General features: G+C 60.0%; 30 protein-coding genes. 3 read left to right on the top strand and 27 right to left on the bottom strand.

The window, feature by feature from the left end; translation table 11 throughout:
* Positions 1–147 precede the first annotated feature (147 nt).
* Positions 148–495 carry a hypothetical protein gene (locus tag HQL44_09685; GenBank protein MBF0268853.1) on the top strand — a complete coding sequence of 116 codons (348 nt, stop codon included), beginning with the start codon at positions 148–150 and terminating at the stop codon, positions 493–495.
* Positions 496–504: 9 nt separating this feature from the next.
* Here HQL44_09685 and HQL44_09680 read toward each other — a convergent pair whose 3' ends face one another.
* The 6 genes from HQL44_09680 to HQL44_09655 all read right to left on the bottom strand — a co-directional run bounded on the left by HQL44_09680 (position 505) and on the right by HQL44_09655 (position 4,501).
* Positions 505–1,278 (bottom strand): hypothetical protein, encoded by a 774-nt coding sequence (locus tag HQL44_09680; GenBank protein ID MBF0268852.1) that lies wholly within the window; start codon positions 1,276–1,278, stop codon positions 505–507.
* A 90-nt stretch (positions 1,279–1,368) separates the two neighbouring features.
* Positions 1,369–1,950, bottom strand: coding sequence for a hemerythrin family protein (locus tag HQL44_09675; GenBank protein MBF0268851.1), 582 nt, complete (start codon positions 1,948–1,950; stop codon positions 1,369–1,371).
* Positions 1,898–2,326: a hypothetical protein gene (locus HQL44_09670; GenBank protein ID MBF0268850.1), complete on the bottom strand. Its 429-nt coding sequence runs from the start codon at positions 2,324–2,326 to the stop codon at positions 1,898–1,900. The genes HQL44_09675 and HQL44_09670 overlap by 53 nt, the downstream gene beginning before the upstream one ends.
* A 54-nt stretch (positions 2,327–2,380) precedes the next feature.
* Positions 2,381–2,749, bottom strand: coding sequence for a hypothetical protein (locus HQL44_09665; protein MBF0268849.1), 369 nt, complete (start codon positions 2,747–2,749; stop codon positions 2,381–2,383).
* Positions 2,750–2,809: 60 nt separating this feature from the next.
* Positions 2,810–3,967: a hypothetical protein gene (locus tag HQL44_09660; GenBank protein ID MBF0268848.1), complete on the bottom strand. Its 1,158-nt coding sequence runs from the start codon at positions 3,965–3,967 to the stop codon at positions 2,810–2,812.
* Positions 3,968–3,991: 24 nt separating this feature from the next.
* The gene (locus HQL44_09655) at positions 3,992–4,501 is read right to left on the bottom strand and encodes a hemerythrin family protein (protein ID MBF0268847.1); all 510 of its coding nucleotides are present in this window, start codon (positions 4,499–4,501) and stop codon (positions 3,992–3,994) included.
* A 150-nt stretch (positions 4,502–4,651) separates the two neighbouring features.
* On the opposite strand from HQL44_09655, the gene HQL44_09650 reads away from it, so the two are divergent.
* Positions 4,652–5,728 (top strand): hemerythrin family protein, encoded by a 1,077-nt coding sequence (locus HQL44_09650; GenBank protein ID MBF0268846.1) that lies wholly within the window; start codon positions 4,652–4,654, stop codon positions 5,726–5,728.
* A gap of 22 nt (positions 5,729–5,750) precedes the next feature.
* Here the strand turns inward: HQL44_09650 and HQL44_09645 are convergent, their stop codons facing one another.
* The 5 genes from HQL44_09645 to HQL44_09625 all read right to left on the bottom strand — a co-directional run bounded on the left by HQL44_09645 (position 5,751) and on the right by HQL44_09625 (position 8,380).
* A complete protein-coding gene (locus HQL44_09645; GenBank protein MBF0268845.1) occupies positions 5,751–6,077 on the bottom strand; it encodes a hypothetical protein in 327 nt (108 codons plus the stop codon).
* Positions 6,078–6,108: 31 nt separating this feature from the next.
* Positions 6,109–7,092: a hypothetical protein gene (locus HQL44_09640; protein MBF0268844.1), complete on the bottom strand. Its 984-nt coding sequence runs from the start codon at positions 7,090–7,092 to the stop codon at positions 6,109–6,111.
* An 84-nt stretch (positions 7,093–7,176) separates the two neighbouring features.
* The gene (locus tag HQL44_09635; protein MBF0268843.1) at positions 7,177–7,500 is read right to left on the bottom strand and encodes a hypothetical protein; all 324 of its coding nucleotides are present in this window, start codon (positions 7,498–7,500) and stop codon (positions 7,177–7,179) included.
* Between the two features lie 64 nt (positions 7,501–7,564).
* Positions 7,565–7,900 carry a hypothetical protein gene (locus tag HQL44_09630; GenBank protein ID MBF0268842.1) on the bottom strand — a complete coding sequence of 112 codons (336 nt, stop codon included), beginning with the start codon at positions 7,898–7,900 and terminating at the stop codon, positions 7,565–7,567.
* A gap of 15 nt (positions 7,901–7,915) precedes the next feature.
* The gene (locus tag HQL44_09625) at positions 7,916–8,380 is read right to left on the bottom strand and encodes a cell wall protein TIR3 precursor (GenBank protein MBF0268841.1); all 465 of its coding nucleotides are present in this window, start codon (positions 8,378–8,380) and stop codon (positions 7,916–7,918) included.
* A 359-nt stretch (positions 8,381–8,739) separates the two neighbouring features.
* Here HQL44_09625 and HQL44_09620 point away from each other — a divergent pair, with 359 nt between their 5' ends.
* Positions 8,740–9,171: a transcriptional repressor gene (locus HQL44_09620; GenBank protein ID MBF0268840.1), complete on the top strand. Its 432-nt coding sequence runs from the start codon at positions 8,740–8,742 to the stop codon at positions 9,169–9,171.
* Here the strand turns inward: HQL44_09620 and HQL44_09615 are convergent, their stop codons facing one another.
* The 16 genes from HQL44_09615 to HQL44_09540 all read right to left on the bottom strand — a co-directional run bounded on the left by HQL44_09615 (position 9,172) and on the right by HQL44_09540 (position 24,318).
* On the bottom strand, positions 9,172–9,549 hold the full coding sequence (locus HQL44_09615) for a magnetochrome domain-containing protein (protein MBF0268839.1): 378 nt from the start codon (positions 9,547–9,549) through the stop codon (positions 9,172–9,174).
* A 177-nt stretch (positions 9,550–9,726) separates the two neighbouring features.
* Positions 9,727–10,254 carry a hypothetical protein gene (locus HQL44_09610; GenBank protein ID MBF0268838.1) on the bottom strand — a complete coding sequence of 176 codons (528 nt, stop codon included), beginning with the start codon at positions 10,252–10,254 and terminating at the stop codon, positions 9,727–9,729.
* Positions 10,255–10,319: 65 nt separating this feature from the next.
* Positions 10,320–11,213: a magnetosome biogenesis CDF transporter MamB gene (gene mamB / locus HQL44_09605; protein MBF0268837.1), complete on the bottom strand. Its 894-nt coding sequence runs from the start codon at positions 11,211–11,213 to the stop codon at positions 10,320–10,322.
* The gene (locus HQL44_09600) at positions 11,210–11,464 is read right to left on the bottom strand and encodes a helix-turn-helix domain-containing protein (protein ID MBF0268836.1); all 255 of its coding nucleotides are present in this window, start codon (positions 11,462–11,464) and stop codon (positions 11,210–11,212) included. Before HQL44_09600 ends, mamB begins: the two co-directional genes overlap by 4 nt.
* Entirely contained in the window at positions 11,461–12,231 is a 771-nt protein-coding gene (locus HQL44_09595; GenBank protein ID MBF0268835.1) for a LemA family protein, read from the bottom strand. Before HQL44_09595 ends, HQL44_09600 begins: the two co-directional genes overlap by 4 nt.
* A gap of 17 nt (positions 12,232–12,248) precedes the next feature.
* Complete coding sequence (locus HQL44_09590) at positions 12,249–12,875, bottom strand: tetratricopeptide repeat protein (GenBank protein MBF0268834.1); 627 nt, start codon at positions 12,873–12,875, stop codon at positions 12,249–12,251.
* 43 nt (positions 12,876–12,918) lie between these two features.
* On the bottom strand, positions 12,919–13,800 hold the full coding sequence (locus HQL44_09585) for a magnetochrome domain-containing protein (GenBank protein MBF0268833.1): 882 nt from the start codon (positions 13,798–13,800) through the stop codon (positions 12,919–12,921).
* 49 nt (positions 13,801–13,849) lie between these two features.
* Positions 13,850–15,793: a TSUP family transporter gene (locus HQL44_09580; GenBank protein ID MBF0268832.1), complete on the bottom strand. Its 1,944-nt coding sequence runs from the start codon at positions 15,791–15,793 to the stop codon at positions 13,850–13,852.
* A gap of 70 nt (positions 15,794–15,863) precedes the next feature.
* The gene (locus HQL44_09575) at positions 15,864–17,180 is read right to left on the bottom strand and encodes a sodium:proton antiporter (GenBank protein MBF0268831.1); all 1,317 of its coding nucleotides are present in this window, start codon (positions 17,178–17,180) and stop codon (positions 15,864–15,866) included.
* Positions 17,181–17,186: 6 nt separating this feature from the next.
* The gene (gene mamM, locus HQL44_09570; GenBank protein MBF0268830.1) at positions 17,187–18,134 is read right to left on the bottom strand and encodes a magnetosome biogenesis CDF transporter MamM; all 948 of its coding nucleotides are present in this window, start codon (positions 18,132–18,134) and stop codon (positions 17,187–17,189) included.
* 71 nt (positions 18,135–18,205) lie between these two features.
* Entirely contained in the window at positions 18,206–18,475 is a 270-nt protein-coding gene (locus tag HQL44_09565) for a hypothetical protein (protein MBF0268829.1), read from the bottom strand.
* Between the two features lie 66 nt (positions 18,476–18,541).
* The gene (locus tag HQL44_09560; GenBank protein MBF0268828.1) at positions 18,542–19,564 is read right to left on the bottom strand and encodes a rod shape-determining protein; all 1,023 of its coding nucleotides are present in this window, start codon (positions 19,562–19,564) and stop codon (positions 18,542–18,544) included.
* A gap of 60 nt (positions 19,565–19,624) precedes the next feature.
* Positions 19,625–20,476: a hypothetical protein gene (locus HQL44_09555; protein ID MBF0268827.1), complete on the bottom strand. Its 852-nt coding sequence runs from the start codon at positions 20,474–20,476 to the stop codon at positions 19,625–19,627.
* Between the two features lie 33 nt (positions 20,477–20,509).
* The gene (locus HQL44_09550) at positions 20,510–22,768 is read right to left on the bottom strand and encodes a trypsin-like peptidase domain-containing protein (protein MBF0268826.1); all 2,259 of its coding nucleotides are present in this window, start codon (positions 22,766–22,768) and stop codon (positions 20,510–20,512) included.
* Positions 22,768–22,977, bottom strand: coding sequence for a hypothetical protein (locus tag HQL44_09545; GenBank protein MBF0268825.1), 210 nt, complete (start codon positions 22,975–22,977; stop codon positions 22,768–22,770). Before HQL44_09545 ends, HQL44_09550 begins: the two co-directional genes overlap by 1 nt.
* Positions 22,978–23,016: 39 nt before the next feature.
* Positions 23,017–24,318, bottom strand: a complete 1,302-nt coding sequence (locus HQL44_09540) for an MFS transporter (protein MBF0268824.1) — start codon at positions 24,316–24,318, stop codon at positions 23,017–23,019.
* Positions 24,319–24,397: the final 79 nt, after the last annotated feature.

The following is a 24,397-nucleotide window of genomic DNA, read 5'->3' as shown; positions in this document are numbered from 1 at the left end:
GCCGTGTTGAGGTCAAATGCCTTAATTCTCAATATCTATGGGCGGTCGCCCCCTTGTCCCCGCCAGGGCTTGTGGGGCGGCCTTCCCATTGGATTCGCTGGATTTTTAAGCCGACTATGGTAGGATTCAAAGGTCTGGGATAACGGATTGAGCCAAGAAATGGCCAAGCGCATCGAGGCTGCCGGGAAACCGAAGGCTGAAAAGAAACCACCTTCGAAAAGGGGGGGCGGGGCTTCCAAAAAGAAGCTTCCCGAGGAGATCAGCGCCTCGCTGCGTGAGCAGGAGGCCCTGGTGCGCCATCTGTTCGAGGCGTTTGGAAAGCTGAAAAAGCGGCGCAGGAAAAACGCTCCACCGCCGGAAATTTTCTCAAGCCAGGATCCGTCGCGCGTCTCGCCGCAGCCCAAGACGTCGGCCCAGGTCGCCTTCGAACGCGCGTCGCTCAAGGATCGGCTGGCCATGCTGGAAGCGCTTTCCGCCGCCACCCCAGCGACTTAGACCATCCTGCTATTTTTTCTGCTTCAGCAAATGCCGGGCAAGCTCTTCTTGCGTCATGGCGGAAAGATCGGGCTTGGCCGCCGCCGCTTCAGCCTCGGCCTCGGCCTTCTTGCGAGCCATTTCCGCTGCGGCCTCGGCTTCGACTTTCTTGCGGGCCAATTCTTCCGCTTCAGCCTTCTTGCGCACCGCCTCGGCCTGGGCTTCCTCCAGCCTGCGGGCCTTTTCCTCCTCGGCCCTGGCCGCCGCCTGAAGAGCTGCCTTTGCATCTGCTTCAGCCTTGAGACGCGCCTCTTCCGCCTTGGCCGCCTCGGCCAGTTCCGCCGCCCTGTCGTCGGCCCGTCTCTTGTTGGCGTAATTCATGACCAGACGTCGTCTGCGATCCGGACCGCAATAACCGGGGGACTCGATGAATTTCCGGTTGGAGGCGGACTTCAGACATTTGAAGAAGATGGCAGCAGATAGCGGCCTGATCATCAACTCGCTGATGCCCGCATCGCGCAGACGATAAATCTCCTGCGGCGTGAAGGCGTCGGCATAACCGATGATGGGCAGCGAGATGTCGAAGTTCCACTTCGTCCGGCCTCTTCGAATTTTCATCAGAAAATCGATCGACTCCTCAAGCGGCAGTTTGACCTCCATGACGATGAAATGCATCAACCTTTCGTGAAGCAGGCGCAGGCCATGATCGGCATCGACGGCGAACTCGATCTCGAGATTCTTGGGGCCGCCGAAGCGCAGGATTTCCCTGACCAACCGCTGATAATGCGGGTTTGGATCAAGCACAAGACAATATTCTGCAGAAAGGATGTTAAACACTGTCTCTTCCTTGTCGTGCAAACCGCTTTTCCCGAGATTTCCGAAGCTGCGCAGCCTTCAGTGCGGGCCGTCCTCGGGAATCATGCTCATCAGATCGAAATCGTCGTCATCCCCGCCTTCGTCGGCTTCCTGGGAGAGAAAGGCCAAAGGCCGGGAATCGACATGCTCTGCCTTCACAAAATCCATGTAAGCCATATCGACCTTGGCGATGTGATCGCACACCCAGTCATTGACGACTTCGGCAAGTTTCTGGGCGGCCTTTTTATGCTCGTCAAAGGCCGCGATTTTATTGAACTCTTCGACTAAGCGCTGGACCGTGGCCTTGAAGTCTTCGTGCAGGGCGTGATGTTCCGCAAGCTTGGGGTAGCCTGCCGCCTCCATGGCGCGTTCCTCACGCAGGAAGTGCCCATTGACATATTCCAGCAGAATCGTGATCGAAGACCTTAAGATCGCCTCCAAATTCTGAGGGTTCTCCCGAATGGCGCTCTGCATGAGAGCCGCCACGACGAAGAACGTCTTGTGATCATCGTCGATGACCTCGACCCCGACCGATAAGTCGGGCGTCCACTCAATGGGGCATGCCTGGTCAGTCATGTTCTTTCCTAACGTTCCAACGCCCGAACCGAACGTCTTTTCCACGAAGATTCTTTTTTGCTGCGCCCGGCTTGGCGCCAAGTGCTGAAGCTGCAACCGCTGGGCGCGACCTTGCGCCAACGATCGCCGCACCTGCCGCCTTCAGTTTTGACAGCGCCCCCATGGCCCTATCCTCCACATGCGCCACCAATTTGAAAACCCGGTAGATTTTCCGGCGCTTTTCCCCCTGCCCGGCATGGGAATAGGCTTTCAGGCGGACATTGCGAACCATACGCCGCCCAACCCGCGTTTTCAACAAGCCCAATAGCAAGCCGTTCTTAGCCAGCCAGGCCACCAGCAAAACCATCAGATGGGCAAAGAAACCCTTGGCCAGAATTCCCAGCGCCAGCAAAAGCAGGCCCGCAAAGAGGGCCGTGATCATGGCAGCCCCCTTGGGGATTCAACGAACATTGCCAGGGGATTTGCCATGGCTGGGCTATTTCGGCTTCTTGGGCGTTGAGCGACTGATCATGGCCAGCACATCGCTTTGCGAGGCGGATTTGACCACTTCCTTGGGTGGTTCGGGAATTTCTTCTTTGACCGCTTCGGGCACAGCCTTCACCGGCGCAGGGGCGGGAGGGGGTGCTACGGGCTTCGGCGGCGGTGACGGCGGGGCCGCAGTGGCTGGCGGTTTCGCCACGGCAGGCGGCAGGGGGGGGGCGGGCCTGGCCTGAACGGGGGCGGCACTCTGCGGATTGTCCAGCGCCACCACCAAAGGCGGCGGCTGTCTGGTCTCGGCTTCCAGGGAACGGGCCACCTTCGCTGCCTCCGAGGCGCTGACGATAATGTCCCTGATGATGGACATGGCCACTTCTTTTTTTTGATCAGCCACGGGCTGGCCCTCCACTTACCTGAATTTGCTTCCTCATGCCTGCATTCCATCGACTTCCGGCAGGATGCTGGCGATCTTCGCTTCCCTGGCCACGACCTTTTTCAAGATATGCCGCGCCTGGACAACCAACTTTTGCGTGGACTCGTTCAGCTTGTCGGCACCACCGACCACCTGGATCACCGTCTCCATGCGCGTGATCTGATGCGTCATCAACTCGGCCGCTCCCAGAGGAAAGCCGTGCGCCTTGGCCAGAATCTTCTCGCCGTAATCGATGGCGTGCCGGGCGGTCGCCTCGGCCAGCCCCTCGGTGTTGCTGACAATATTCTCCTTGACCTCGCCCAGGCGCCCCAGCAGGTGGTCGTCGCACCCATGCACCTGAATCCGCGCAATGGCCAAGGTAAACAGATTGACCATGCGCTCGGTCGTATCGGCGATCTGATGCAGCAGGTCGGCGCGCTCGCCGGGTGTTTTCACGGCCTGCAAGTCCCCCGACAATTTCGTCACCTGCCCGACCGTAACACAGGCATCGTCGATGACGATCTTGGTCTGCAGCATCGTTGGATCGCCGTAGAAAACTTCCTTTTCGCCGCCGCCGCCCCTGTAATCGTCGCTTGCCTCTCTTGTATCGAATTCCTGACGGATTGGGCGCGAAGGGGCCTTGGGCGTGGAATCCGCTTTCATTTCCTTCTCGACCGCAACATTTGAATCAGCGGTACGCCTGCGCGGCCCGTTGTAATCGGGAATGGCCCGCAATCTGCGGCAGGGTCCACGATAAGCGGGCGTGTCGATGAACCTTCTGGGGCCGAAGGCGCGGGTCAGGGTTTTCAGCAGGCTCGACAGGCTGAAGGGCAGTGCCGCCGGAAGCGTGATTCCGGCATCGCGCAGCTTGGGCAGAACAGCGCCATCCCAGTTCAGGGAAAAACAAACGACGGGCGTCGTCATCCGCACACCCTGCAAGTCGCGACGGACGGTGCGCAGGATTTCCAGGAAGCCTTCAACTCCCAGTTCCGCACAAATCACCAGATCGAAATCGAATTTGAAAAGCTGTTTCTTGGCTTCTTCCACATCGTCAGCCTTGAAACCATCCGTCAAGCCCACCTGACGCAGGCTGTGCAGAAAAAGCCGCGCCAGGTCTGGGCTATCAGCGATGACCAGGCATTTCTTGCTGGAAAAGGCAGAGGTTAGAGCCATGGTGTGCCCGGCATAGGAATATGATCAGACCCCAGTTTCCGCCTCTATGGCCAGGAAGGCCAGCGGGCGCTTGTCGACAAATTTTTCCTTGATCCAGAATTTGTACTGCATGTCTTCGGCAAGGATATGCTGTTTGAGCCAACTCACGACCAAACCCGGCAGGTTACGAATGTCGTCGTTCTTTCCCTCGCCATATTCCTGAACGATTTTCATGACATGCTGGCGAAAGGCCTTGTGCTTTTGCAGATGCGCGTCGAGATGCGGATAGTTCACGGCCCGCAAGGCCTTTTCCTCTCGCAGGAAATGACCATTGACGTAATCGGCCAGCATGTTGAGGGCGCTTTGAAAGACGATGTTGTTGTTGTTGTCGGCGTCAACTTCCAGAATGATCTTGGCCAGATCGAAAAAAGTTTTGTGATCGTCGTCCAGAACATCGTTGCCGACGGACATCGCCTCGGACCATTCCATCAGGCCGCCGGTAGTCGGCTGATCACTGCCCTCTGGCTTTTCTTTTTTTTGGACTTCGTCGCTCATCTCGTTTTAGCCTTGCTACGCTTGCGTTCGCTATCCACGACCATACCTTGCCATCAAGCGGCTGTCCATGCCGGAGCAGGGATGTTTGGCTGGCTTGACAAGCCAGCCAAGTCCTTTAACACTGCCAAAGATTGTCCATCGGAGGAAATTTTGAGCGAACAGCAGGATGGAGATGACCTTATCAAGTTTGAATGGTCAAAGGCCATCGAGACGGGCCGCCAGGATATCGACCAGGAACACAAAAAAATTATCGATTACTTGAACGACCTGCGCGATGCGGTCAGCAACCGGGATACGGACAATATTGTGTCCGGCGTTTTGCTGGGCCTGAAAGACTATGTCGACATTCATTTTTCTCACGAAGAAGAGATCATGAACAGTTTCGACTATGACGAGCGCACCATGCATCTGGCGGCGCATGCCGGATTCGCAAAAAGAATCAATGCGATAAACGACGAGCATCTGGAGAGCGCCGAAACCGCCCAGGCCCTCATGCTGTTTGCCTATGACTGGCTGATCAAGCATATCACCGGCGTCGACCGGATCATGATCCGCAAATTCAATGGCGATAGCCTGATTTCCTGGAAGGGTGACGAGGAGCAGGAGCAGACCTCTGTCGTCATCGACGGCGCCTATGCCACCGTCGCCGAGATCGAGGCGCTGACCTCGCAACTGGCGGGGGTGAGCAAACCGGCCGAAAAGAGGCATTTGAAGAACCGACTGGCCGAGGCCTCGACGCGCCTGATCAATCTGGTCACCTTGGCCAGCCACCATGTTTCCCAGGAAAAAGACCCCGGCGAAAATCGGGAACGGCTGAACGGCCTGATGTCCGGCTTGGTCTCCTCCTCTAAGATTCTATTGGAAAACAGGGCGTTAAAGCTGATTGACTATGGCGCGCGCCTCATGCGCCAGACCAAGGGCACCCCCTTTGGTTGCGGTGATGTGGTTACCATGCACATGCATAGCGTGCTGGAACTGATCGATGTCATGGGCGGAATGAAATTACTGGCACCCGATCAGCAGGAAACCGTGACCAAGGCGGCCATTTATGCCGATGCCGTCCGCGACATGGAGGCCCAAAGCTACAGGCTTCCCAGCTTTGGATCGGGCGAAACCGACCCCCATCTGTTCAAGGAGGCCATCGCCAAGCGGGCCGCCTCACAGGCCGATATTCTCAGCATGATTCAGAAAGCGAAAAAAACGGATAACACCGCCAAGGGCAAATAATTAAGCCCGCTTTTTTTGATCGTCAGATCAGATCGGCCAGCGTGGCAACCAGCGGCAGACGCCAGGCCCGGCGAAAGGCGACCGAGATCAAGCCCGCCGACATATAAATCAGAATCGCCATCATCGAAACGCTGAAGAAGATTTCTCCCGCCAGAGGAATGGGCAGGGCGAACATGGCCAGCACCGCCCACATCCACAAGATAAAGCCCTGTCTGGCGTGAAAAAGAACGTATTCGTCGTCCTTGCAGCGCAAAAGCGGCACAAAACACAAGATGCCCAGATAGCCCAGAGCGGCCATCAAAAAGGTGCGGACACCAAATTCGCGTCGAAGTTTTTTCCGTCTAGCCATGCAACGATCCCGACTTGTCCTGCCGATCCGATCAGGCCTTTGCTTCGGCGGCCAATTCATCCATCAGAGCCTGATGGCTGACCGGTTCGCGCTTGCTGCGATCGCGCAGATACGCGACCAGGGAAAGCGCCCCGGCTAGGCCGACCACGCCCAGAACCACCGGCCCCCAGGCGCCCAGACCCAGGCCCAAACCCAGTCCGACTCCCTTTCCGGCCAGCACAGTGCTGCCCGCTGTCGCCGAGGCGACGGGATTAAGTGCCGCCACGGCGGGCGACAAAGCATTGCCCGCCGCAACCGTGGCCGTACCAGCCGCCGCCGTGGCGGTTTTTCCGGTTGCCGCAACGGTGGTGCCCAGCTTGGCGGCCAGCAGGCTGCCGGTTGCCGCCTTGGCCCCAACCGCCGCCGTCGGCTTCAAGACCAGGAATTGTCCGAAATTGGCGCCAACCACCGGGCTTTTCGCCACCGTGAAGGTCTTGCCAGCCAGACCGGAGGCCTGGGCGAACGCCGTATCCTGCACCGGAATTTTCAGCAGTTCAGCTCCAGCCGCCGCGCCGCTTTGCTTCAGATACAGCATGGGAACGGTCTTGCCCGCAGCCGAAGCCATCGGGGGAGCCACCACCGTATAGGTCTTTCCGGCCAGGGCGGGCAATTGGGCCGCCGCTTCACCGCCAACGACTTTCATCATGACCAGGGAATCAGCGCCTGCGCCGGTCGATGCCGCGGCAACGCCAGCACCCTTGGCCACAGGCGTCAGCGACACCCAGCTTCCGATGCCGCCCAATGCCGCCGGGGTCTTGCCGACCAGCACGGACTTGCCCGCCAGGGCTTTCAGTTCGGCGATCTGGCGCGTCGCATCCAGCTTGACGGTAATGGCGCTGCTGCCATCCGGCGTCAACGTGGCCAGCTTGGTCGCCGAGGAAACGTCGGTTACGACGACCGTCTTTCCTGCCAGCGCCCCCACTTCGGCGGCCTGACGAGCGCTTTCCACCTTGGTCAGAATGACATCAGCAACCATCGTCTTTATCCCATCCGTCAAATGAGGCCGCCGACCACCATCAGGGCGCGGTCAGGCCAACGTGAAATTCAAACGCCTTTCGGCTCAGTGAGCAGGCTCGTCCGGCGTGGTGTCGACAGGCTTCTTGAAACCTTTACCGACCAGATCGATCACGCGCTTCAGCCCCTGCCCTGCGGCATTGGAGAGATCGGCCACGCCGGTCTTCAGGCCGGGTGCCACGGCAGCGCCAAGGCCTCCGACATTGCCCAGAATATCCTTGGTCAGGCGAATTACCCCCACGACGACATCCTCGACGGGAACCGTGCGAGGTCCGCAATCGCCGGAACAAGCCTTGCCGGAACCGCAGGCCGTAGCCTCGGGGGCTGCCGCTTCATCCGTCACTTCGGTCTGGTCTTTCTTACGCGCCATGACAGAGCCTCTTATGGAATAACCCCGGGGCGGATCGCTCCGCCTCGGTGACAAGTCGATAAAACTAGATGCGATCCGAGAAGTAGCCGATCAGGGGCATCTTCCAAGCGCGCTTGAAAACGACCGAGATCAGGCCAATCGCCGAGAAGATCAGCACGGCCATCGACGATAAGCCGAAAATCATCTTGCCCGCGCCCGGAATCTGAAGCGAGAAGGCGGCCAGCACGGCCCAGATCCACAGAACCAAGCCCTGCTTGGCATGGAACTGAACATATTCGTCGTCCTTGTTCATCATCAGGGGAACAAAGCACAGAATGCCCAGATAGCTCATCGCCGCCATCAGCGACGAACGGCAGTTGTAGCCGGATTCCTGAGCAAGGTTAAGAGTCTCTTCAGCCATGTTGATCTCCCTGATTTAAGCTGCAATATCATCGGCAGACGCTGCTGCGCCGCGATTCTTCATGTATCCGTAAAGCGACACGGCGCCAGCCAAACCGGCTACGCCAAGCAGCAACGGCCCCCAGGCGCCAAGCCCAAGGCCCAGCCCCAGGCAGACGCCCTTGCCGGTCAGCAAGGCGCTGCCCGTCGAAGCCGCCGCGATCGGGCTGACCGAACTGGCCGCAGGCAAAAGCGCCACACCGGCAGCGGCAGGGGCCGCAGCCGCGATTGCCGTCGCCGCCTTGGTCTTTCCACCGACAGCCGCCGCCTTGGCGGCAGGCGCTGCCATCGTACCCTTGGCAACAGGAGCGGCAGCGGCACCAGCCTTGGCAGCGCCAGCCTTGGCGGCACCTGCCTTGGCGCCGGCAACCTTGGCCTGAACGACTTCGTTTTCAATTTCGCCCGCAGCGGCAGGCGCCGCAGCGACCTGCTTGGCAGCCACGGCCTTGGTGGCCCCGGCCTTGGCGCCGACGACCTTCGCCTGCACGGCCTCGCGCTCGATCTCCGCAGCGGCAGCCGCAGGCGCAGCCGCAACCTTGGCGGCGGCCCCGTTCATTGCCTGATTGACCATAGTTCCCATCCTCAAATTGTGTTCGAGCAGCAGTCTGAAATCCCTATAAAAAGCATTTTATCGATTTTTATACTTCGTGCAATCCCCCTCTAGCCCTATCTCCTTGAAAAAGGGGGCTATGAGAGAAATTTTCATCAACTGTAACTTTTTCTCGACTGCCATTTACACTCATGAGACAAATAAAAAAGAAAGCCTGCAAAGACGACCTCTGGACTAAGGGGGGGGGGTACGTGTCTTCACGGATAGACGAACTATGTAAAAAGAACCATTTAAAAATGACGTCACAGCGGCGGTTGATTGTCCGTGTTCTGTCGGCGGCACAAGATCATCCCGATGTCGAGGAAGTGCACCGCCGCGCTTATTCGATTGATCCTAAAATTAGTTTAGCTACCGTTTACCGGACCCTGCGCCTCTTCCATGATAAAAATATTTTGGAGCGCCATGATTTCGGCAATGGGCGCTCGCGCTTCGAGCCGGAAACGCCCCTGCACCACGATCATCTGATCGACAATACCACCGGAGCGGTTATCGAGTTCCATTCCGACGAAATCGAGAATCTGCAAAGGCGAATCGCCAAGAAAATGGGGTTCCGCCTGATCGGCCACAGACTCGAGCTTTATGGCGTTCCACTAGCTGAATCAGACGCAGTCCAAACTGAGTAATTAAAGCCGCCAGCGTACACCCGGATTGGGGTCCAGCGGCACCTTGACCACGATATCGTGGCATTTGATGCAGCGCCCGGCGGGAGGGTGCGGCTGCTGCGAGACGGGCAGAATCGGCGGGCCCAGCTTGTGGACGCGCGAGAAATTCTCGAGTACGGCACCCACCGGAGTCTTGAATTGCGAGCCCGCAGGGGCACCCCCCGTGATCAAATGGCAGTTCAGGCAATCCCCGACATAGGGATGCGGCATGCCGCCGCCTGGCGTGATCGGCGGAATATGCTTGATCGACATCAGTTTGTAGCGCGGCGCCGGTTTCAGGAAATTCTCGAACGGACTTATGACCGACGGCTCAGTAGGAAGCGGCATGCGCCCCAACATCACGCCCTCGGCCCGACGCAAGGAGGAAAAGTCCGTAATCTCGAACAGGATCGGCGACTTGCCCCAGAAAAGCCCCGCAGCGATCAGTGCTGCCAGCAGCAGGGTCCCGAGCGTCGCCCGGCCAAAACGTTTGCGCCATGCCTCAAACTTGGTCACGCTGGAAGTCCTTTGCCCAGCTCATCGGGTTGGATTGCCCCACAGGGCCAATCCCTCATCGTCGCGCAGAAGACACTTCTGGCCATCCACGATGACGTATTTCGCATAAAGCTCGGCATTGGGACGCGAGGGATCGAACTGAAAACCCGCGCCATTGACCCGCGCATTCTCCAGATTTCCGCATCCAACCTGCTGAAGATACCAAAGCGGAGCCAGGGATATTTCGCGCAGGGCCGACCCGTCATTGACCCAGATATGCATTTGGCCCCAGCCGACATCGGCGCCCAGGCTCGCCACCTGGGTCACCCGCCCGCCAAAGGGCTGCGGCTTGGTCGGCGAAAAGGGAATGAGACCGGGCATCGCCACCGGCACGGCGGCTCCGGGCGCAAGGGCCGGAGCGGGCGGTGCGCCAGACGCGCCGAAATTGACCATGGCGGGAATGTCGAGTTCATTCCTGACAACACCCGCCACCTGCCCGAACTGGCCGGGAAGAAGGGCCAGCAGGACGAGAAAGACCAGGAAGACCGCCATGGCGGCCAGCAGCGACATCCCGGAAATCTTCGGCCGGTCTGGCGGGCCGAGATCGTCGTCTTCAGACGTCTGTTTGTGCTTGATCACGCAGGAAGCGCCTCTTCCATCGCAGCGGGGCTGATAAAGAGCCGGATTTCGCGCGCATGCGGGATTTCTTGCTGGATTTGAGCCTTAAGGCTTTCGGCCACCGCCGTGCTGTCCTTCACCTTCATATCGGGAGAGACGCGCAAACGAATGTCCAGATGGATATCCTCGCCGACATTGCGTCCGCGCAGGAAATAGATGTTCTGGACGTTCTCGTCATCCATGCAGATGCTCCAGACCGTCTTCAGGATATCGACATCGACCGAGGTATCCATCAGACCCTTGACCGATTCGGAAATCAGCTCGATGCCGATCTTGCCGACCAGCAGCGAAACGCCGATCGCGGCCAGAACGTCGGCGATGGGAAAGCCGATCACAGAGGCGACCACGCCAGCCAGAACCGCCGCCGACGACAAGGCGTCGGAGCGATTGTCCCAGGCGTTGGCGATAATGGCCGGGCTGTTGTTCTCGGTGCCCACGCAGACCTGATAGCGATACATCAACTCGTTGGTGATGATGGTCACCGCTGCACCCACGGCGGCGATGATGCTGGGGGCTTCGATATTTCCCGAGATGATCTTTAATACCGATTCATACATCAGGAAAATGGCTCCGAAGAGCAAGATCATGCCCACGATGGCCGACGAGATGTACTGGATATTGCCGTAGCCGAAGGGATATTTGCTATCCGCTGGCTTGGATGACATCTTGATGCTGAACATGGTCACCGCGCTGGCCACCACATCGGCGCCGGAATGCAGCGAATCGGCCAAAAGACCGGCGCTACCGCTCAGCAGTCCCAGAATGCCCTTGAAGATGGTCTGGGCGATGTTCACGAAGAACGCCCACCAGATGACTTCCTCGCGACAGTTTTTGCAGTTCTGAAATTTCATCGGCTGATATATTCCAAAATAGAGCTGCCCGCGATGCGGTAGTTGCCGTCAACAAGGCGGCCCTTGATCTCCTTGCTGCGCAGCAGATTGATCACGTCGGGCCTGTCCATCGAAAGCAGCCTGGCGGCATCCGCCGTGTTGTAAATGCGGTGCGGCAGGATTTCCTCGGCCATCACCTTGTCCATCAGGGTCATGACGCCCTGCGTGAACCCGATGATGATGCTGCCCTTGAACAAGGCTTCCCAAATCATTGGCCTTCTCCATTCTTTTGGTCAGAGGGAAGAAGCGTCTTGATCATATCCTGCGAGATTATGGGCGCCGCGCGCTCGCTTCCCGGCTGGAAATAGTCGAAGCGCTTGAAACCCGTCAGATAGGCGAAATAATCCCACGGCCATTTCGTGATCGCCGCGTTGTAAAGAGACGCCGAATTATTGTAGTCGTTGCGGGTCGCCAGAACCCGATCCTCGATATCGACCAGCGAGTTCATCATCTGCTTGTAGGTTTCGGCCGACTGAATGTTGGGATACTGCTCGACCACCGCCATCAGGCGGCCCAGCATGCCCGACAAGGCGCCGCTATCCATCGCCCTCAATCCGCCGCCGCCCAGCATCTTCTCCAGCCCGGCCAAGGCGCCCGCCTTGTCGGCATCCGCCCCCAGGCTCTGCGCCCGCTTGTCCGAGGTGTGGCCGAAGATCGAATGTTCCAGCGATGCATGGCTGAGCGTCAGCATGACCAGGTTGCCGAACAGATTTTCGCGCCGCTGAATGGCCGCATCCAGATTGGAATGCTTGGCGATCACTTCCTCGCGCATGGTGATGAAGGTGTTGTAGCGCAGAAAAAGGGTTGCCACCAAGCCCAGCACGGCCACGATGGAAAGAATCAAGGCGATGCGCACGGTGCGCCGATCCGGCTCGGTCGTGGGCGTATCGACCACGTAAAGCTGGCTCAGAAGCTCCTCGTCCTTGCGCACCCGGCGCAGAGAGCGGACGTTCGATTCTTCGTTGGCGGCCGTTTTCATGGGATCAGCGCCTTATGTCATGAGGCAGCGGCATCGATTTCATTCACTTTCTTGAGGTAGGGCAACGCCTCGTCGTGCATGTCCATCTGCTCATAGCAATAAGCGATGGCGCGCAGCGTCTTGGCATCCTCGGCCCGCAGTTCCAGCGCCGCCTTGAACCAGTCGATCGCCGCTTCGAAGCGGCCCAGATTGTCCAGGGCAACACCCAGGCGGAAACGAACATTGAAATTGGCCGGATTGGCCTTGGCCACCTTCTCGAGCAAGGGCACCGCCATCTCGTATTTCTTGGCCTGGACATAGGCCAGGCCCAGGATCGTCGCGGCCTTCATATTGGCCGGGTCGGTCGCCACCACCTTCTCCAGCAGTTCGATACCATCCTCGACCGAGCCCGTGCGCACGTAGGAAACCCCAAGATACAGGGGAATCTCGCCGTCATTGGGATTTTGCGCCGCCACCTGTTCCAGCAAGGGAATCGCCTGCTCGTAGCGACCGCTTTTGGCGCTGTTGATCCCCTTTTGGCGGTAATAGGTCAGGCGGATGTCGCCCTCGACCGTAAAGGCGTTGCTGAAGGCCGAGACCAGATTGTCCGCCAGCCGCCCAACGACCTTGGCGCCGTAATGGGCGTAGAGGCCAACGTCATCCATCAATTCCGTCGTTTTTTTCAGCATGTTACTCTCCAATGCCCGGCTACTGTATCACATGGCATGCTTCGCAGGGCCCGCGATTTTCGTGCGGAGGGCCCGTTCTCGCGACTTGCCGCTGTGAGATGACGGGGGGGGGCAAACTTATCAAATCTGGGTCAGGTGTCAATTCGAGCCCCTTGCCGATGGGATGGCAACTCGTGCACGGACCCCGCTCGGGATGCGGGCGCGGATCGCCGGCCAGGATCATGGGAGCCGCCTCGACCTGCACAAAACCTACCGTATTATCGGCCCTTAAGACCAGATTCAGCGTCCGCATGACGATGCCATTGCCGCTTTGTCCGGTGCCATCGTAGGGCAGGCCCATGCGCTGCGTCGAGCGCTTGGCGCGGGTGATATCCAGGCTGACCCCGCCCTCCTTGCGCAGAACGGTCAAAAGCACCTCGTTGCGGTTGGCCAGATCGCGCGAGACGCGCTGCCATTCCTCGATCGTCGGCACGGGAATGCCTTCGACCTTGACGATGACGTCGCCGCCCAGAAGGCCGGAACGCGCCGCATTCAAGGTGACCTCGCCCAGCAGGATGCCTTGCAACCCCTTGGGAAAGCGCAGTTTCTGGGAAAGCTCGTCGGTCAGCAGGCGCCCGTCCATGCCTTGCCAATGTCCCTCGAACAGCCGCAGATTCCGGGGGATGTAATTGGGAACCGTGGGCTCGAGTGGCATCGGCTCGGCGCTCGGCGCACCCATCTGGGCCAGATCTCCCGGCAGCGCCGCCGAAGGGGGGGGCGCAAAGGGCTGGGCCATCTGAACGGCCTGCGCCGGTTGCGCCATAGTGGCGGCAGGACTGGGCTCGTTTCCCTTGCGGGTCAGAAAGACCACGGTCGCCGCAGTCAGGCCGATGACCAGGGGCAAAAGCAGCTTGGGCGGGATCATCGCCATGGCTACCCACCCCCGTTCAGCATGTGGCCGGATTGCCGCCTCATGACGCGAACAACATCTTCACGGCAATCGCCGTCATAATAACGGCATAGATCGATTTCAGAGTCACCACCGGCAAGGCGCGCATCAACTTGGCGCCCAGAATGCCGCCCGCATAGGCACCTGGAATCATCAAGAGCGCCAACACGATCGGGGCCTGCCAGTCGATCAGGCCACGGCTGATGCCATGGGTGAAGGAAACCAGCGTTCCGGCAACCGAGGCCCAGAAAACCAGGACCGAGCTGTTGGCGATGGCACTCTGCAGGCTGGTGCGACCGATATAGCGCTGCAGGGGCACTTCGATGACGCCGCCACTGATGCCTAGAATGCCGCTGACCAAGCCCATCGGTAGACCAAGAACGGCCGAACGCAGATGGCCCTCGGGAATATCGATGGCCGGTTTGGCCTCGGCCTCGCCGGTTTTCTGATCGGGCGCATCGTCGCCAATGAACGCGTCAAGCGCATCGGCCTTCGTCCCAGATGCCCGATCCGCATAGGCGATTTCGTGAACCGCCTTCATCGCCATGGCCATTGCAAAGATACCCAGCAGGATGGCGATGCTGCCGTCACCCATCGCATTGCCCAGGAAATAGCCGAGAACGACACCGGCGACGCCCCAGGGAGCCAGTTTCTTCACCTTGTCCCACTCGACCAGACCGGCTTTCGAATTGCGCAAGGACGCGGCGCCATAAACGGCGACATTGGTCAGAAATGCCACGGGACGGATCAGATACATGCCATAGCCGAAAAAGGCCATCATGCCCGCGACCTGAAGAACGCCGCCGCCCATCGTCATCATGCCGCCGGTGATTCCCGCAGCCAGGGCCAGCAGCGCCAGCCCGAAGACGTCAGACAGCGGATAGCCCGCGATGCGCAGGCCGCCGCTGTGATCGCGATCAAACAGCAACTGGCCGCCATTGGGCGCATTGATCAGCCCGATGCCCCCTGCCGTGGGCAGGGCGACATTAACCCCATAGCCGGGAGCCGGGGCTTGACCGCCCACTTGCGCCTTGGCCTTCGACCACCAGCCCGCCGCACCCGCGGCCGCAGGCACCGCCTGGGGGGCCGTATTCTGCTGGGCCATGCCCACCGCCTGTTGATTGGCTCCCTGCGGCGCCACGGCGCGCCCGCCCATCTTAAACTTGAGGACATCCTGAAAATGAGCCAGGGCGATATGCGCCGGAATGGCAAAGCCCTCGATGCCGCCGCTGGGACCCTTGACCGCAATATTGATGCCCACCAGTTCGCCCTGGGCGTTGACCAGGGGGCCGCCATTCTGCTCCCAGCTATAGACGGCATCGGTGCGCAGAAGATGCGAGATCGTCATGCCGCCCGAGGAAAGCGGCGCATCGGTGGCAATCAAACCACCCTGGCGAATCACGGGATTGCCCCGCATGCCCTGGCCGAAGGCGAAGACAGGTTGGCCGACCGCCATGCCCTGGGTCGGCGCAAGCCTGAAATGCAAGAAGCGCTCGGGGCTCATCATTTTGAGCAGGGCCAGATCATGGGCCGGCTCGGTCTTCACGATCTGGGCCGGGAAACGCTGCACACCGCGGCCCGTGCTGACATGAATCTCGATCTGCGGCAGATTGGCCACCGTGTGCAGCGTCGTCAGGACGTAGCCATTGGCGCCCACCAGCGCACCAGAGCCCTGAACGACAGCGTTCACACCGCCGCCGCTGACACCGACCACAGCCGGAGGCACGCTGTAATAAAGACGACGGACATCGGGCTGCGCCACCGAGCGGAACAGAAACTGCGACACGGTCATGTCGTCGCCCGAGAAGAGATCATCCTCTTCATAGGTGTTCATGACATAGGCGCCCCACGCGAAGGTGAGCGACACCAAGACAGCCATGACGGCAACCGGAAGCTTCCACGGTCTTTTACAAAAGACGATGGTGTTCTTGGGAAGATCGCCCGTTGTTTCGCCGGTCTCAATCATGATCGTCCACTTGCCGTTTGAGTTCACTCAATACCGACGGCGCCACACCCGGTCTCGGGCGCGGCGTTCGTCAGTTTAAAGCAGATACAATATACAGGGTGGAGAAGCAAAGAAAAAGCACCATGATGGGCATTCCCCACCTGGCATATTCCCTGTGCCCCAAACCTTGTCCTGCCGGAATCATTTTCAGAAGCTCCGGATGACGCTTAACGAAACGCTCGTAATGGCTGACGGCCAGCGATCCCGCCGTAGCGCCGGAAAGAGCGCCCGAGGAGCCGGCAAGAATCCCCAGCGACAAGGCCCACCAGGCCGTCTGCGGGTCCGTCGCCGTCACCAGCGAGGCGGCGACGGGCGCGAACAGCGCCGCCGAGGTGCTGCCCCCGATAAAGGCCGTGAGGCCAGCCACCAGCCAGAGAAAGACAAGCGTGCGAAAGACCGTGCTGCTGCCGCCCAGCCAGTCGATGGCAAAGACGCACCAGTCCAAAACGCCCACTGCTGTCAATCCGCCCACCATCACGAACAGGCCGACAAAGAAGAGAATATCGTGCCCGCCGCAGGCATGGAAGATGTCGTCCTCCTTGAAGCCGCCGAAGACAAGGGCGGCCAGTCCCGCCAAGAAGGCAATCCAACCCGGTCGCACATCGATGGTTCCGGCCAGCACGAAACCCGCCAAAGCCAGGCCGAAAATGAAAAGCCCCTTGCGCAGCAGATTTTGGTCGACGGTGGGGTGCCCGAAGATGTGATCTGCGTCGTCGGCCCGCGAGGCAATAGGCTTGGGCTTGGAGCGCCATTTTGGAAGCCGGTATTCGAAAAAGACCAGCGTCAGCGCCAAAAGCACCAGACAGGGAACCATCATGCCCGAGATGAAATCATTGAAGTGCAACACACCCGCCGAGGCAATGATCATGTTGGGAAAATCGCCGATCATGGTCGAGGCCCCGCCCAGATTGGCCGCAACGATTTCCACGATGATCAGAGGAACGGGATTGAGCTCGACCCGGCGGCAGATGTTCAAGGTGATGGGCAGGATAATCACCATGGTGGCGATATTGTTGCTAACCAGCGCGATCGCATAGGTCACCAGGGACATCATCACCAGAACCCACCACCCGTTGCCCAGCGAATGCTCGGCCATGCCCTCGGCCAAATGGACAAACAGGCCCGACTTGGCGATCAGCGCCGACATCGCCGACATGCCGAAAATCAGCGCCAAAGTCTCGAAATAGATCGAATTGACTGCCATTTGCGGCGTATAGCCACCGCTCAGGCTTCCGATCAGCAAGAATGCGGCAGCACCGGCCAGCACGGCGACATGCCCGGCCACCACCTCCCGGAACATGGCGGCGAAGACGGCGATAAACACCAGAACGGATAGGACGCCGGCCATGTGTCTCTAGGCCCGCGTCATCATGACTTCGTCGTATTCCAAAGGACTGTTGGAGATGTGCGGCGCTTCGTCCACGCTCCCGCGCGCCTCGGCGCTGATGTGTAGCGAGGCGATCAGGCGAACCTTGCCGCAGACTTCGTCCCTGGCCCGCTCGCAGATGTCGTGCGCCCGCTCGATCGTCTCTTCCGGATCGACCGCGATAATCATGTCGGCCCAGATTTCCTGGCCGACATAGCGGGCGCGCAGATGAGTGACGCCCTTGACGCCTTCGACCGCACGTGCTGCGTCGATGATGCGATTGCAAAGCACGTCGCCCACCGAATGGTCCATCAGGCCGCGATAGGAATCCATGAAAATGCCGCGGCTTAGGATCAGAAGATCAATAGCCTCCCAGATGGCGACGCCCGTATCGATCCAGGGCATGCTGAGATAGTGGGCTCCGATGATGCCCAGCGCCACGGCGCCTGAAGCCGTGGCATCCCCGTGATGATGCTTGGCCATGGTGCGCACGATCGGGCTGTTGGTCTCGATCGCAACACAGCGCGAATAGTAGTACATGGCCAGATTGACGCCGACGGCCACGATAGCCGCCCACAAGACGATCAGATGCGGCGTGCGGTGGCGTTCCTCGTCGAACAGGATCTGCACGGCATGCACCAGCAAATAGCCGGTCAGACCGATGAAGACCACGCTGACCACCATCGACAGGATGAATTCCACCTTGCCATGGCCGTAGGGATGCTCGGCATCCAAGGGCTTGCTGGAAACCGAGGTGCCGATGATCACGGTCAGCGAGTTGACCATGTCTTTCAGCGAATAGAGCGCGTCAGCCAGCATCGCTTGCGAGCCGCCGACAAGGCCGATGAACGCCTTCATGAACAGCATGACCGTGTTGACGGCAAGGCCGACCCAGCCGATGGTCTTCGAACAAGTCACGCAATTGGTATATCTCATTGCCTGCTCCTGGTGACGCGCCCGCTTGCTCTGCCCGGACAGGGCTGGATCGGGACGGTCATGTCAAACGCTCAGTGAATTCTGGGCACGATGTCCTTGCCGTTGGCTCCCTTGGTCATGAAGCCCTTACCCGCCGGACGTTTCCTGCGACCCAGCGATGTCTTGGCCAGCGCCGTGATCACCGCCACCGCGAAGCCCGAGAAGAAGCAAATGCCCATGATGACGAACAGGGGCGTCTGCAACATGACCAGACCCAGATTGACCACGGCGAGATGCGCGTTCGCCGACGCAAAGAAAACGATCACCGCACCGGCAATCAAATAGAACAACAGCGAAAACACGTTACCTCCTACTCCGCCTGCAAGCGCCCAGTCTCAAGGCAGGCTGTGCGCCCGCCAAGACCGGCATCAGCCAGCGATCTCTCCAAGTTGTCCCCAATATTGAGGTGGAAGCTCTTCGGCCAAGCGCAAAGCGCCACGGCAACCGTCATAGGTCGGGTCGGTCACGCACACCACTTCGGCGTTTCCATAGGCGCGCAGGCTGTTTTGGATGTACGAAGCCAGTCCCTTAATGCGCGACCCACCACCGGCGACGATGATGTTCTTGAGCGCCATTTCCTGATATTCCGGCTGGAATGTCTGAATTAGGGTCTGAACGCTTTCGATGATGTCCGGCAAGGGCGCTTCGCACGCCACTTTCAAAGCATCCGTGACATCGCAACTGACGGGCTTGCCTGCAGCGCGCAGATCGACCACCACGGGCCCCGAGGGCGAACCCACAAAGGAATGGGCCTCCTTGATGGCGCAAGCGACGTTGACATTCATCTGAACGTCGGGATAGCGCTCGAGAATGGCATTCTGCAGACGCTCATCGACATAATTTCCCGCCTTGGTCAGCGTTACCTGATCCTCGGGCGCCGGAACGGTTCCCTTGAGTGCGCACAGATCGACCGTGCCCGCGCCGATATCGACGACGATGGCGTTCAGCAACTTGTTGAGGCCATAGGCAACCATGAAGGGTTCGGAAACCACCATGGCCGTATGAACCACTTCCTGAGCCATCTTGAGCAGCAGCGACTTGTTCGATCCCGTCGCCCGGGCAGGAACGCCGATCACCGCATAGACTTCGTCATCCGGCTTAGCGTCGGCCATCTTGATGACATGCGAAAGCATATGTCGCGCCACTTCGATGTCGCGCTCGCCATTCTCGGCCAGCACGCCGTCTTCGAGCGGATAGCGCAGATCAAGGTAGGAGCGCAGGTCATAAGCCTCGTTGCCCACGACATAGGGACGCCCCAAAAGCTTCAGCCCGATCACGTCCTTGGGATAGCCGACGACCGAGCGCACCAAGCCCTTGGAGCCGCGGTTCGACATGATTGCCGTATGCGACGTGCCTAAATCGATTCCCAACAACAGCTTGTTTCCGCTCATTTTTCGTCCTTCCCTGTTTTCCGTTGCCCGGCCCTGGCCTGAATACCAGAACCCGTACGCTTATTTCTTCGCCTTGGCGGTGGGCGTTTTGCGCTTCTTTGCGCCAAATCCCAATGCGCTGGCCGCCGAGGCTCCCGCATAAGCGGCCAATCCCACGACACTGCCGACGCCACTGCCGACCAGCGTCACCACACCCGTCAGCAGATTCTCGACGGGAACGTCGTGCGTCTTGCCGGATACAGGCCTGACCTGAGGCGCAGGCGCCATTTTTTTGACCTCGATCTTCTTCGCAGGCGCTGCCCCGACCGGAGCCGCAGAGGGCCTCGCGACCGGCTTTACCGCCGCCGCCGCCATGGGCGGCGAAAGCGGAGGGGCGACAGGCTTGGCCACCACGATCTCCTCGGCCACGGTCTCGGCCATCACGACGTGCGCTTCGGCTGTCGGAACCACAACATCTTCAACCTCGACCGTTACGGCCAGGGCTTCGGATGTCGGTGCCGCAGCGGCAACCTCAACCTCAACTTCGACCTCAACTTCGACCTCAATCTCGACCTCGACCTCGACATCAACGACCGTGCCGGGTGTCGCGCCGATATCGACCAGAATCTCCACCTCGGCGGGGGCCTGATCGGCTTCTTTGTCGGTATCATCTCCTGACCAGCCCGGATCCCATATTTCGGACCCGATGGGGGGCGATTTCGTCATCTCAGCTTCGGCAAAAGGCAGCATCGGCGCATTGCGCAGACCTCGCAAAGGCCGGTTGGACCAGGGAGAGGCCTGCAGCAGATCACCCCAGACGCCTTCGACGGGAACGCCGTCCTCGGCCGTCGGATGAGACGCAGCACGTCCCTGCCCCATCCCGCTTGCGGAAGGCGGCCTTGAATTCGCTGCATCGTTCACATCTCTGGTCATCGCCATCCCTGCTGCTGCATTTGCCCTTAGGCGTCAGAGTACGACAAAAAATTCCTGCCCGTTCCGGTGAACCTTGATGAGAACCGGTTGCCCCACTGCCGAACCCTTGATCGACTGATCCAACTGGGCCGCATTGCCAGTCGGACGATTATTCACTTCCAAAATGACATCGCCCGCCGCCAGCCCATTTACCTGGGCCTTCGATCCGCGCTTGACCTCGGCGATCGAGGCCCCCTTCAGCATGGTCCCCTGAGGAGCGCCAACGGCGCCCGGCACCTGCTGGAAGCTCTCGATCTCGATCCCCAGCCAACTGAACTCGCTGGGTACGACAGGCTTTGCCTGCGGCATGCCCGCTATGGGCGCGCCCATCATCGGAATCTGCTGTGGCGCCATTCCGGCCTGCGGCACCGCCATGCCCGCCTGAGGTGCGCCCTGCAGGGCCGCCGCACGGCCCATCACAGACGGAGCGATGTCGAGATTGCGCGGCTCGCCATCCCTGAGAATACCCAGCCGAACCGGCCTGCCATCCGCCATCGCCGTCAGTTGCGCCGAGATGTCCTGAGGCGCCTTGACCGGTCGGCCATCGGCTTTAAGGATGATATCGCCCGCCTTCAGACCCGCCGCAAAAGCAGGCGAATCGGGAACGACGCCGCTGACGAAAACGCCGCGCCCCGCTGGTTGATTCAGCTTTTGCGCCAGAAAGGGCTGCATGGCTTGCAGATAAGCCCCCAGCATATTCATGCTGCCGCCCGGCCCCGGCATATCCGGAGCCATGCCGCCTGCGCGGCCCGTTCCGGCTCCGGCCTGGACATTCATGGCTAAACTTGCCGGAGGTTGCGCGAACTGATAGGGCGATCCGCCCGCACCCGGACCCGGCATCGCCACCACACCGGCTCTTGCCGGCAGCAGCGTGTGGCAGGTCGTGCAGGCCATTTTCTCGCGGCCATCGGCATGCGGCGAACTGATGCCCGCCATGATCGGCGGCGGTACCGCGCCCACAGGAGCCGCCACGGGCATCATCGGCTGGCCCTGACCGGCCACGGTCCTTTGCCCGGCACCGCCAATCAGATCATGGCAGTTCGTGCAAACCATGTTCTGGCGCCCGTCCCGATGCGGCGAGGTAACACCCGCCATGATCGGTGGACCCGCGGCTCCGACGGCACCGGCACCCATCTGCTGCTGCCCGAATCCGCCATTGCCCTGCGCACCCTGAAAGGCCACCAGCCCCATCGACGGCCCTTCAACCGTCGAGCCGGGAAGGCTGTTCAATTCATCCATGGCGAACAGCCTGGCCTGATTGCTGGGCACCGAGAAGCCGATTCCGGCGAAAGCTCCGGTCGGGGTATAGATCGCCGTATTGATGCCGATCACGGCGCCGTTGCGCGCCACCAAGGGTCCGCCGGAATTGCCCTGATTGATCGCGGCATCGGTCTGCAAAAGATTGGTGTGCGTCACCCCCTCGATGACCAGCGACTTGCGCTTGGCCGAGATGATTCCCCGGCTGACCGTCATATCCAGCCCGAAGGGGCTGCCGATCGCCAGAACAGCATCCGCCACCCGGACGGCATCGCTGTCGCCCAATACGGCGGCATGCAATGGTGTCTTGGGTGTCACCTTCAGCAGGGCGAGATCGAGCGATTCGTCCATCTTCACTATGTCGGCCGCATAGCGCGTCGCCGCGAAGTCATCCAGCACATTGACGAAAACGGAATTGGCGCCGCGCACGACATGGTAATTCGTGAGAATATATCCGTCGCTGCGGATGATCACGCCGGATCCCATGTTTTCGACGGCGCGCGCCATGGGGGGGGCGAAACGAAACTGGCCGTCCGGAAACACGCCGGTCGGGGACAAAGGCTCGGCAACGCCCTGGCCGCCCGAAGTCGCCGTAACGCTGACCACGCTGTTGCGCAACAATCTCGCAACCGACGAAAAATCGGGAGACCCCGCCCAGTCCGTGGCCGGACCGCCGCCCGTCTCGACCATCGGCGGCATGGTCGCCAGCCCGCCAGCCCCCGACGGGGGTGCTGCGAGAACGCCCACCGGCAGGGACATCGCCCCACCCGCGCCCGCCTGATTGCCCTGAACCGGCAGATTGACGGCGGGATTGCCACCCAAATTCGCCAGAAGCTTGCTGAAGCTGACGCCGCCACCCGTCGATTGGCGATAGGCGTAAGCGCCAAACAACACGACCAAAGCCACCACGCCAATGACGAAGAAATACTTTTTCAGATCCTTCGAACAGACCTGCGGCCCAGCCGCCTCATCTGTATCGTCCGTAAAATCCCTCATCAGATCTCTTCCTCGGCCTCAGCCTTGCCCGCCGCCTTGCCGCCCGGCTTGCGAACGGTGCGCACACCCGCCGCCAAAGCCACCAAACCCAAGAAAATCAGGGCGATCGGAAGGGCGCCGCGCAAAAACTCGGTAACCGACCACCACCAGGCCGTCAGTCCCCAAAGCCCCAAGGCCACGGTGAGCAATCCAAAAATTACGCTCGGCATGATGTCCTCTCCGACGATATGGCTTGAGTTTGATTCAACTTAAAGTTCCTGGCTTTGTGGGTCGTCCTCTCCCAACGCCGCGAATTCTTCATCTTCGCGGCCCACTTCCCGGTCAAGCCTTTGAACCCAAACGGCATAGGCCAGAATAAGGAGATTGCCCACGCCTGTAAACAAAAATGGGGCATGCGGACCTACCATGTCGAAGAGCAGTCCGCCTATCTGAACAAAAAGAATGATCCCGATGCCGCCCACCACGTTGAAGGCGCCCAGCACGGATCCCAACAGGTCGCGGGGAGCGTAATCCACGGTCAGAATCTGCGGTGCGACAAAGCAGCCCGCCTGACCCGCCGCCACCAGCACCACCGGAAAAACGATGAGCCAACTGAAAGGGTTGACCATGAAACCCAGCATCAGGAAGCCCAGGCCCGACAGCGCCATGCCCAGAATGATCGCCTTCGTGCGCCCCTGGCGCTCGATGAACAGGCGCCATAGCGGGATGGAGACCATCACCGCAACCCCCAGGGCGCCGATCAACTGTCCGGCCCGTGCCGCAGCGGCTTCCTGCGTCATGCCCACCAGATCGGCAAAATAGATGAACCACAGCATCAGGAAAAGACCGACGAAAACCATGTCGCTACGCGCAAAGAACGAGGTCGTGAAGGCAAGGCGCAGATGGCGCTCGGCCCGCACCAGTCTCCAGACGCGCTTCCAGGGAATAGACTTGTCTTCCAGCCGTGGCGCGACATCCACCAAGCAGGATTTGGCCAGCCAGGCGCCCAGCAGCGAGATAACCGCCGTCAACAGCATGGTGGTGTAGACGCTGGCGTAATTGGGAATCTGCATCAGCACGGCATAGACCAGGGTGACGCCGAAGGCCATCATGAAGGCCGTATTGCTCATCAGCCGGGCACGGTTCGAACTGTCGCTGAAATCACCGGCCAGGGCGGAAAGCTGGGGCCAAACCGCACCCGTGCCCAGCGACATGATGATGCGCGACAGGTAATAGACGACCAGAGCGCTGCCCGCCAACTGGCCGAAGGGCAGGCTGAAGGGGGCGATGAAGGCCCCCAGGGCTGCGACGAGGAAGCCAAAAACGATGATGCGAACGCGACCGATGCGATCAGACCAATAGCCCAGGTAACCCACGACGAAAATGTCGAGGATCTCTGTCACCACCTGCACATTCGCGTTGATGAAGCCAGCCTGCTCGAAGGAAATATTGAGGACGTTACGCAGGAACAAGGGCTGCACGGCCACCGCCAGCGTCATGCAGATCATGCAGACGGCCGACAGCAGATACAGCGAGTTGCGCTGCGACTCCAAGACTCCCTGTGAGGGCATGTCTTCCTCTGGTTTCAATGCATCAAGGCCCTGAGAGTCACCCCGCACGGCCAGAATGGTTAATCACAAAAGAAACCCC

Source organism: Alphaproteobacteria bacterium (assembly GCA_015231795.1).
Lineage (GTDB): Bacteria > Pseudomonadota > Alphaproteobacteria > Rhodospirillales > WMHbin7 > WMHbin7.
The sequence above is the reverse complement of the archived record's forward strand: the minus strand, read 5'-3'. Positions and strand labels throughout refer to the sequence as shown.

Excerpts from the sequence above, each read along its gene's own strand:
- HQL44_09590 (MBF0268834.1), bottom strand. The coding sequence starts at position 12,875 with ATGGATGACGTTGGCCTCTACGCCCATTACGGCGCCAAGGTCGTTGGG.
- mamB (MBF0268837.1), bottom strand. The coding sequence starts at position 11,213 with ATGAAATTTCAGAACTGCAAAAACTGTCGCGAGGAAGTCATCTGGTGG.
- HQL44_09580 (MBF0268832.1), bottom strand. The coding sequence starts at position 15,793 with ATGATTGAGACCGGCGAAACAACGGGCGATCTTCCCAAGAACACCATC.
- HQL44_09615 (MBF0268839.1), bottom strand. The coding sequence starts at position 9,549 with ATGTTGGGGCGCATGCCGCTTCCTACTGAGCCGTCGGTCATAAGTCCG.
- HQL44_09555 (MBF0268827.1), bottom strand. The coding sequence starts at position 20,476 with ATGACCAGAGATGTGAACGATGCAGCGAATTCAAGGCCGCCTTCCGCA.
- HQL44_09600 (MBF0268836.1), bottom strand. The coding sequence starts at position 11,464 with ATGATTTGGGAAGCCTTGTTCAAGGGCAGCATCATCATCGGGTTCACG.
- HQL44_09640 (MBF0268844.1), bottom strand. The coding sequence starts at position 7,092 with ATGGTTGCTGATGTCATTCTGACCAAGGTGGAAAGCGCTCGTCAGGCC.
- HQL44_09540 (MBF0268824.1), bottom strand. The coding sequence starts at position 24,318 with ATGCCCTCACAGGGAGTCTTGGAGTCGCAGCGCAACTCGCTGTATCTG.
- HQL44_09655 (MBF0268847.1), bottom strand. The coding sequence starts at position 4,501 with ATGAGCGACGAAGTCCAAAAAAAAGAAAAGCCAGAGGGCAGTGATCAG.
- HQL44_09665 (MBF0268849.1), bottom strand. The coding sequence starts at position 2,749 with ATGTCCATCATCAGGGACATTATCGTCAGCGCCTCGGAGGCAGCGAAG.
- HQL44_09560 (MBF0268828.1), bottom strand. The coding sequence starts at position 19,564 with ATGAGCGGAAACAAGCTGTTGTTGGGAATCGATTTAGGCACGTCGCAT.
- HQL44_09645 (MBF0268845.1), bottom strand. The coding sequence starts at position 6,077 with ATGGCTAGACGGAAAAAACTTCGACGCGAATTTGGTGTCCGCACCTTT.
- HQL44_09575 (MBF0268831.1), bottom strand. The coding sequence starts at position 17,180 with ATGGCCGGCGTCCTATCCGTTCTGGTGTTTATCGCCGTCTTCGCCGCC.
- HQL44_09595 (MBF0268835.1), bottom strand. The coding sequence starts at position 12,231 with ATGAAAACGGCCGCCAACGAAGAATCGAACGTCCGCTCTCTGCGCCGG.
- HQL44_09545 (MBF0268825.1), bottom strand. The coding sequence starts at position 22,977 with ATGCCGAGCGTAATTTTTGGATTGCTCACCGTGGCCTTGGGGCTTTGG.
- HQL44_09550 (MBF0268826.1), bottom strand. The coding sequence starts at position 22,768 with ATGAGGGATTTTACGGACGATACAGATGAGGCGGCTGGGCCGCAGGTC.
- HQL44_09635 (MBF0268843.1), bottom strand. The coding sequence starts at position 7,500 with ATGGCGCGTAAGAAAGACCAGACCGAAGTGACGGATGAAGCGGCAGCC.
- HQL44_09660 (MBF0268848.1), bottom strand. The coding sequence starts at position 3,967 with ATGGCTCTAACCTCTGCCTTTTCCAGCAAGAAATGCCTGGTCATCGCT.
- HQL44_09630 (MBF0268842.1), bottom strand. The coding sequence starts at position 7,900 with ATGGCTGAAGAGACTCTTAACCTTGCTCAGGAATCCGGCTACAACTGC.
- HQL44_09670 (MBF0268850.1), bottom strand. The coding sequence starts at position 2,326 with ATGATCACGGCCCTCTTTGCGGGCCTGCTTTTGCTGGCGCTGGGAATT.
- mamM (MBF0268830.1), bottom strand. The coding sequence starts at position 18,134 with ATGAGATATACCAATTGCGTGACTTGTTCGAAGACCATCGGCTGGGTC.
- HQL44_09610 (MBF0268838.1), bottom strand. The coding sequence starts at position 10,254 with ATGTCGCTGCTGGCCGCCATGGCGGTCTTCCTGGTCTTTCTCGTCCTG.